At 57.2% G+C, this 7,124-nt stretch carries 5 protein-coding genes; 2 read left to right on the top strand and 3 right to left on the bottom strand.

What is annotated here, in order from left to right; all coding sequences use genetic code 11:
* Positions 1 to 79: 79 nt before the first annotated feature.
* Positions 80 to 1,288, top strand: a complete 1,209-nt coding sequence (locus A3730_RS04910; RefSeq protein WP_231880557.1) for an NnrS family protein — start codon at positions 80 to 82, stop codon at positions 1,286 to 1,288.
* Positions 1,289 to 1,325: 37 nt separating this feature from the next.
* Positions 1,326 to 1,610: a hypothetical protein gene (locus A3730_RS04905; protein ID WP_063519341.1), complete on the top strand. Its 285-nt coding sequence runs from the start codon at positions 1,326 to 1,328 to the stop codon at positions 1,608 to 1,610.
* 152 nt (positions 1,611 to 1,762) lie between these two features.
* Here A3730_RS04905 and A3730_RS04900 read toward each other — a convergent pair whose 3' ends face one another.
* The 3 genes from A3730_RS04900 to A3730_RS04890 all read right to left on the bottom strand — a co-directional run.
* On the bottom strand, positions 1,763 to 4,825 hold the full coding sequence (locus A3730_RS04900) for a type I restriction endonuclease subunit R (RefSeq protein WP_063537624.1): 3,063 nt from the start codon (positions 4,823 to 4,825) through the stop codon (positions 1,763 to 1,765).
* 31 nt (positions 4,826 to 4,856) lie between these two features.
* Positions 4,857 to 6,161 (bottom strand): restriction endonuclease subunit S, encoded by a 1,305-nt coding sequence (locus A3730_RS04895; RefSeq protein WP_063519718.1) that lies wholly within the window; start codon positions 6,159 to 6,161, stop codon positions 4,857 to 4,859.
* The coding region (locus tag A3730_RS04890; protein WP_063537622.1) for a virulence RhuM family protein at positions 6,158 to 7,124 on the bottom strand (967 nt) is incomplete at its 5' end. The genes A3730_RS04890 and A3730_RS04895, both read right to left, overlap by 4 nt.

Raw genomic sequence — 7,124 nt, 5'->3', positions numbered from 1 at the left:
GTTTTTACCGCGTTATTCCCATCAAGCTCGCCGGCAACCGGGTATATTCGAGGGTGTCTGTTCCGGCAGGGAGAGCCCGATGGCAACGCCAGATTCCACATCCGATACCCCCGGCGCGCAAGCCCGGCAGCCCCCGCGTGGATTGCAGGCGCCGCTGTTTGCGTTTCCGTTTCGTCTGTTTTTTCTTTCCGCAGCCTTAATTGCCGCCGTGCTGGTGCCGCTGTGGGTGTTCCTGCTGACCCGGGGAGGCCTGAATAACCTGGCTTTGCCCCCCATGCTGTGGCACCAGCACGAGATGCTGGCGGGGTTTCTTAATGCGGCCATAGCCGGTTTTTTACTCACCGCAGTCTGCAACTGGACCGGGGCATGGCCGGTGTCAGGTGGGCGGTTATTGGCGGTGTGGTTGCTGTGGTTGGCTGGCCGGTTGGCGATGATGTTTGCTGGCGCCTGGCCGATCCCGGCCAGCGTCATCGATCTGGCTTTCCTGCCGGTGCTTGCCTGGTTGGCGGGCATCCGCATCTGGCATGCCCGTCAGTACCGGCAGCTGGTGCTGATGATGGTGCTGGCGGCTTGCTGGGTGCTGGATCTGTTGTTTCATCTGTCCGCGTCACCGCGTTATTTGCATGCACTGGTGGTGCTTGCGGCGGTGCTGATACTGATTATCGGTGGACGTATTACCCCGGCGTTTACACGCAACTGGCTACAGGCTCGCGGCCGGGATAGCGCCCGGGTGCGCACCATCCCCTGGATGACGCCGGTGGGGCTGGCCCTGGCATTGCTGGTCGCGTTGCTGGTGGCGCTCAACATAAAAGGGACGCTACTGGCGGTGCTGGCGCTGGCCGCCGCGATAATGGCATTGCTGCGATTGGCGGGCTGGTCGTCCTGGCAGATCCGCGATGAGCCGCTGTTGTGGATTTTGCACCTGGGCCATGTGTGGGTAGTGCTGGGCTTTGTGCTGCTGGCGCTGGCCCAGTGGCATTGGGTGGCGCCGACCAGCTGGCTGCATGCTCTGGGGGCGGGTGCCATGGGCACCACTATCATGGGCGTCATGACCCGTGTGGCGGTGGGGCATACCGGCCGTGCCATGGTGCTGCCTCCCGGCGGTATCCTGCTGTATGCACTGGTGCTTGCGGCGGGCGGTTTGCGGGTGCTGACAGCACTGGGCTGGTTGCCCTGGCTGTTCGGGGTGTGGTTGTCGGCGGGGCTATGGAGCCTGGCCTTTGCCGGCTTCCTGCTGCTTTATGGGTCGGTGCTGACACGGTCGCGGGTGGATGGCAAGCCGGGATGATAGGGTGGGTAAAACAGCAACGGCCGGAGGACAGACTATGCACTGGCTGAAACGATGGCTTGCCCCCTGGCGCCAACGGCGTGGGGTAGCGCAGGAAACGGAGCATCCGGAATCGGAGGGAGACACCGCGCCTGGGCCGGCGCTGGGTGAGCATCACGCCGCCCATGGCAGTGATGAAGACCCGAAACCCTTGCATCGGGGGCGGCGGCGTCTGAAAGAAACCTACACCAGCCATTGGGATCTGGACTATATGCCCCGTGATGAGTTGGAAGAGGTGCTGTCCGGCGAGGTCGACAAGCCCGCCAGCGATGATGGCAAATAGAGCGCTGAATGAAGTGTCATCGTGGGATGCACTGATGAGCAGGCTGCAGGGTTTGTCTCACTAGTTAGCCTTGTCGATCGCCGGATGCTGGACGAAAAATGCTTATATTCAAAATCTGAAAATCGCTGGCGATTGCATGCGCCGCAAAGCCGTCAGCTATCTTTAGCTTGTTTTGCGTCTGAGGAGGTATTCAGGCGTGTATAGACATCCTGAAGAAGGTGGTCTCCAGCCAGATTGCGGAAATTATCGTCGTTCATTAGCCGGCTAAAAATTTCTTCGTTACCTTCCATTCGCTCGATGAAAAGCCCTTCCAGCATCTTGTTGAAGACGTAGGAAAAATTTTCCAGTGTATTGGCCTGAGCCGCTTCGCGCAGGGTATCGTTCTCCAGGGCTGATTCGGTGATCTGATCGAAAAAGAGCTGGTCGGCGGGGGTGAACTCAGTCCCGAATCGCTCGTTCAGTTTGCTGATCAGAGTGGAGAGCTCCACTTTGTCTTCCTTGGCACGGCCAGTGCCAACCTCGGTGGGGCCGTAAAGAGGTTCGGGTTCGCCAATACCAAGGTCAATGGCGCCTTCGCTGATTTTCTGCAAGCGGTAATATTTCAGTGAGACCTCATCCTCCAGCTCGAAAGGGCTTTCTTCGGCGCGGCGGGGCAGCTTGGACAGCAGGAAACGTGCATAGCTGTAGAGTTTTTCCAGGCTGCTGTCCTGGTAAGGGATGATCTGGGAAAGAAACGCGTAGAGATTGCGGTAGCTGGCGAGTTGTCCCTTGAACAGATCCTGCTCTTCTTCGCTGAGCGCTTTGTATCGCTCCACCGCCTGGTCCAGGATGGCATTGATCCTCTTGTGGTCCGCCGCCGTGGGTTCGTTGCGGTTCTTGTACCAGACTTCCACAAAGGCATTGATGTCATCGTCAAAAAATACCTGCGCTTGCTGAAGCCGGTGTTGCAGGTCATAGAGCTGGTGGGGGTCGGATTCCTCACCCTGGGGCGTCACTTCGTAATAGGGCTTGAAAGCCGTGTAGATCTCGCCTGGCTCATTGACGAAGTCCAGTACGAAGGTGTTTTCCTTGCCCGCTGTGGTGCGGTTCAGGCGGGACAATGTCTGTACTGCCTGGATGCCGGACAAGCGCTTGTCCACATACATGGTGTGCAGCAAGGGCTGGTCAAAGCCGGTCTGGTATTTTTCCGCCACCAGCAGTACCTGATACTGCTCGGTGGCGAACTGTTCAGGCAGTTCGGATTCCTTGATGCCCTGGTTCATTCCCACTTCCGTGTAGGAATGATCCGGGAAATCCGGGTCGGTGACGCTGCCGGAAAAGGCCACCAGAGACCGGATGCCTTTGATGTCCTTGTCCTTGAGGTATTGATCAAACGCCTGCTTGTAACGCACCGCGTGCAGCCGAGAGGCGGTGACCACCATGGCCTTGGCGCGCCCGCCGATGCGGTGGCGGGTGTTATGGCGGAAATGCTCCACGATTACTTCTACCTTCTGGGCGATATTGTGCGGATGCAATGACATAAAGCGCGCCATGGCCTTGGCCGTCTTGCGCCGGGGCACCTCGGGATCATCCTCAATGGATTTGATCAGCCCGTAATAGGACTTGTAGGTGGTGTAGTTTTCCAGCACATCCATGATGAAGCCTTCCTCGATGGCCTGTCGCATGGAGTACAGATGAAAAGGCGGCTTGCCATCCGGGCCTGGAGCATTAAACAGGGCCTGGGTCTTGAACTTGGGCGTGGCCGTGAAGGCGAAGAAACTGATGTTAGGCTGGCGCGGGCGTTTGAGCATTTCCTCCAACAGGGCTTTTCTGGCCGCTTCGGAAAGGGCTTCCTCCTCGTCATCCAGAAATTCATCGGCAATGGCCGCTTCAATACCGTCCCGGTTCAGTACCTTGCGCAGCTCCATGGCGGTCTCGCCGGATTGGGAGCTGTGAGCCTCGTCCACGATGACCGCAAAGCGTTTGCCTTCGGTATTCAGTTCCACTGCCTCGCCCTTGTTGGCCAGGGTTTCCATGGCCTGGGTGATAAAGGGAAACTTCTGAATGGTGGAAATAATCACCGGCACGCCGGAGGCCAGCGCCTGGGCCAGTTGCTGGGTGTTGTCGTCGATCTTCTGTACCACCCCCTGTTTGTGCTCGAACTGGTGGATGGTGTTCTGGAGCTGCTGGTCCAGAACCCGCCGATCGGTAATCACCACCACGGTATCGAACACTTTCTCGTCGTTGCCGTCGTGCAGGCTGGAAAGCCGGTGGGCCAGCCAGGCAATGGAATTGGATTTGCCGGAGCCCGCAGAGTGCTGTACCAGATAGTTGTGCCCTGGCCCCTGTTCGCAGGCGCTGGCCACCAGCTTTCGCACGGCATCCAGTTGGTGGTAGCGGGGGAAGATCAGGGTTTCCTTCCTGTGGCGTTTTACGCCCTGCTTGGTGACCACCCGGGTTTCGCTGACTTCCAGATGGAGAAAGCGCGCCAGAATATCCATCAGGCTGTCGCGGGTGAGTACCTGTTCCCACAGGTAGGCGGTGCGGTAATTACCATCGCTGGCGGGTGGGTTGCCCGCGCCGAAATGGTGGCCACGGTTGAAGGGCAGAAAGAAGGTTTTGCCGCCGCTCAAGCGGGTGGTCATGAAGGCCTGGTCAGGGTCCACAGCGAAGTGCACCAGCGCCCGTTCCTTGAAGCGGAAAACCGGCTCCGCCGGGTCCCGGTCGTTGCGGTACTGGTGCATGGCGTGGTCGGCGGTCTGCCCGGTCATGGGGTTTTTCAGCTCCAGAGTCACCACCGGCAGGCCATTGACCGACAAGACCATGTCCAGGGACTTTTTCGGGTGTGTTTCGCTGAAATGCACCTGCCGGGTGACCCGCAGGCGGTTGCTCGCATACCGCTGCGCCGCCTGGGGGTTCATGGTGCTGTTGGGGGCAAACCAGGCCAGTCGGAACGTCCTGCCGAAGCACTTGAAGCCATGACGCAGCACATGCAAGGCGGTTTTTGAGGCCAGCTCCTTGGTCAGGGCGGTGAGCAGTACCTGCCCGGCCCGGTCCCCATGAAGCTTGACCAGCGCCTGCCAGGGCTTGGGCTGGCTGGTCTCGATAAACGCCAGCACTTCATCGGGAAACAGCGCCAGTGCCGGATCAAAGTCAGCCGCATCACCTTTTTCATAGCCGCCGTTTTCCAGCAGCGACTGTTCCATGGCCTGTTCGAAGTAGATTTCCTGATGCATGGGCTTCCCCGGTGTGGTGCGTTTTGTCTGGTTATGGCGATCCGCTTACCTTGATCTGGCCAGTGACGGCGTTGGTGATCAGGGCGGAGCGGTATTCTTGGAGTCTTTTTATAACTTTCCCGACTTTTGTTGCCACATCGATCAATTTATTTTGATCTGCTTGAAGCTCCTGTGTGATGGTGAGCTGCTCGGAAATGGGAGGTAGTGGGATAGACAAATTTTCAATTTGACCGCAAGTGATAGCTCCTTTCGTGCTTCCTCCGCCATCACTCTCGTTTCTTAGGTATAAATAGGCTATTTCAAAAAGTGAATGGAGGTAGTCTACGTCACAAGTAGATGGAGAGGGTTTTACGAATACTAAATGCTGGTTGATTGTTGCTTCGATCTCTAGCTTTGTTGCCATGCCACGGGTTTTTCCCTGCCCGGTGATACCAATGAGAACTGCTGGTGGATTAATAATTGGAAGGTGGCAATCGTCCAACGCTAATTGTGTGACAAATTGATCTGATGCAGAGACCGAAGCTTTGTTAACAACGCCACTATTCAGCCAAGGAAAACTGCCGTTAGCCCAATAATCTGCATTTTTCCTGCTAGGCGTTGAGCCATTCCCTACCGAAGCAAAGAATTTAATGCGAGATGTCTCCCAATGTGCCGGAATCTCTCCCAACCACTCAATGCCACTCTCTTTCATCGCCACATCGGGATTTAGTCCCTTGGTGACGGCCTGGGTAATCTGAACAGTGCGTTTCTCGGCCAGTAGCGTCAGAAGACGTCGTTTTTTGGCGATAAGGCTGTCGATTTCGGCGGTTTTCTTGTCGAGGAAGTGGGCGATTATTTGTTGTTGCTTCAGTGGCGGGAGCGGTTGAAGCTGGTTGCCAATAAAATCCCAGCTTGCTCGTGGCATTTTGCTGCCATAGGTCGAGGAATTGATGTTCTTTATCGTGACAGGTGAAACTAGGAAATAGCGCAAATACTCAGGGAGTAGCTCTTCAGATGTCCTTAGAACCAAGGCTTCTGTGGAACACACGCCGTGATGCTGCGCCAGATGTACTTTGGCCAGATAAGGCCTGAGTTTCCCGAATAATACATCTCCTGGCTGAAAGTAACTGACAACGCCATCTGGAGAGGCATCTTCCTCTTCAATATAACGGCCCGTCCAAGGCTCAATGTGTTCCAATCCCATATACGGAAGCTGCGAGTCTCCATACGGTTTTTTTACCGAGATAAGAGAGACAGCAAACTTCAGCCGTTTCACACGCCAATCATTGGGCAGCTCGCCGGGCCAAAACACCGTGGATAGGGGGCAGGCGTTCCTTGCATTGAGGGTCTGATTCACTTTTTCCCCTCCTTCTTTATCTGCTTCTCCAACGCCTCCAATTCCCGCAAATCCTCGTCGTCGGCCTCCCGCGCTTCTGCCTGCCGCCGTTGGCTGTCAAACTGCGCGTAACGCTCATGGGCTATTTTCTGGGCCTGGTTGGCGCTGATCTCGCCGCTGCCTTGCAGAATCGGGCGGTCATTGAAGTCCAGCAGCTTGTCCACGTTATTGCGCCAGTAGTCCAGGGTCAGGTCCTTGCGGTCCCGGGCGCGGAGCTCGGCCTGTTCCAGGAAGATCACCACCAGCCGGTTGAGGGTGTCTACTTCCTTGGCGCTAAGGTAGTTCTTGGCGATGGTCACATCGGTCTTGCGTACCCGCAGGCCTTTCCAGGTGGTCAGGGCCATGTTGGGCTCATCCGGGTTGGCGCGCTGGACCACCAGCTCGGCGGCGGTGTGTTGGGTGACGGCGTAGAGCAGCTTGTTTTGCACTTCGGCGAAGAACAGCTGGGCATCACGGTCGTCGGCTCGGTAGTCACTGGATAGAGCGAAGAGGTCACGGACCTTCTGGTAGAAGCGCTTTTCCGAGGCGCGGATGTCGCGGATGCGCGCCAGCAGCTCGTCGAAGTAGTCCCGGCCGCCGGGTTCCTTGAGGCGCTCGTCGTCCATGACGAAGCCCTTGACCAGGTATTCGTTCAGGTGGGCGGTGGCCCACTGGCGGAATTGGGTGCCCCGGGGGGAGCGCACCCGGTAGCCCACGGCCAAAATCAGGGGCAGGCTGTACCATTTTACCCGGTAATTCTTGCCGTCGGCGGCAGTTGTCAAGGATTCCTTGACAACTGAATCCTCCGGCAACTCCTTGTCATTCAATATGTTACGAATATGCAGGCTGACATTCTGCTTGCTGGTATCGAACAGGGTGGCGATTTCCGCTTGGGTTAACCAGACGGTATCCCCCTCGGCCCGCAGCAATATTTGTGCCTTGCCA

The sequence above is a fragment of the Alcanivorax sp. HI0044 genome, from assembly GCF_001634945.1.
This window is presented reverse-complemented; position numbering and strand designations above follow the sequence as displayed.

Bases quoted from the DNA above. Each gene is read 5' to 3' on its own strand.
- A3730_RS04910 (WP_231880557.1), top strand. From the start codon at position 80: ATGGCAACGCCAGATTCCACATCCGATACCCCCGGCGCGCAAGCCCGG.
- A3730_RS04905 (WP_063519341.1), top strand. From the start codon at position 1,326: ATGCACTGGCTGAAACGATGGCTTGCCCCCTGGCGCCAACGGCGTGGG.
- A3730_RS04900 (WP_063537624.1), bottom strand. From the start codon at position 4,825: ATGCATCAGGAAATCTACTTCGAACAGGCCATGGAACAGTCGCTGCTG.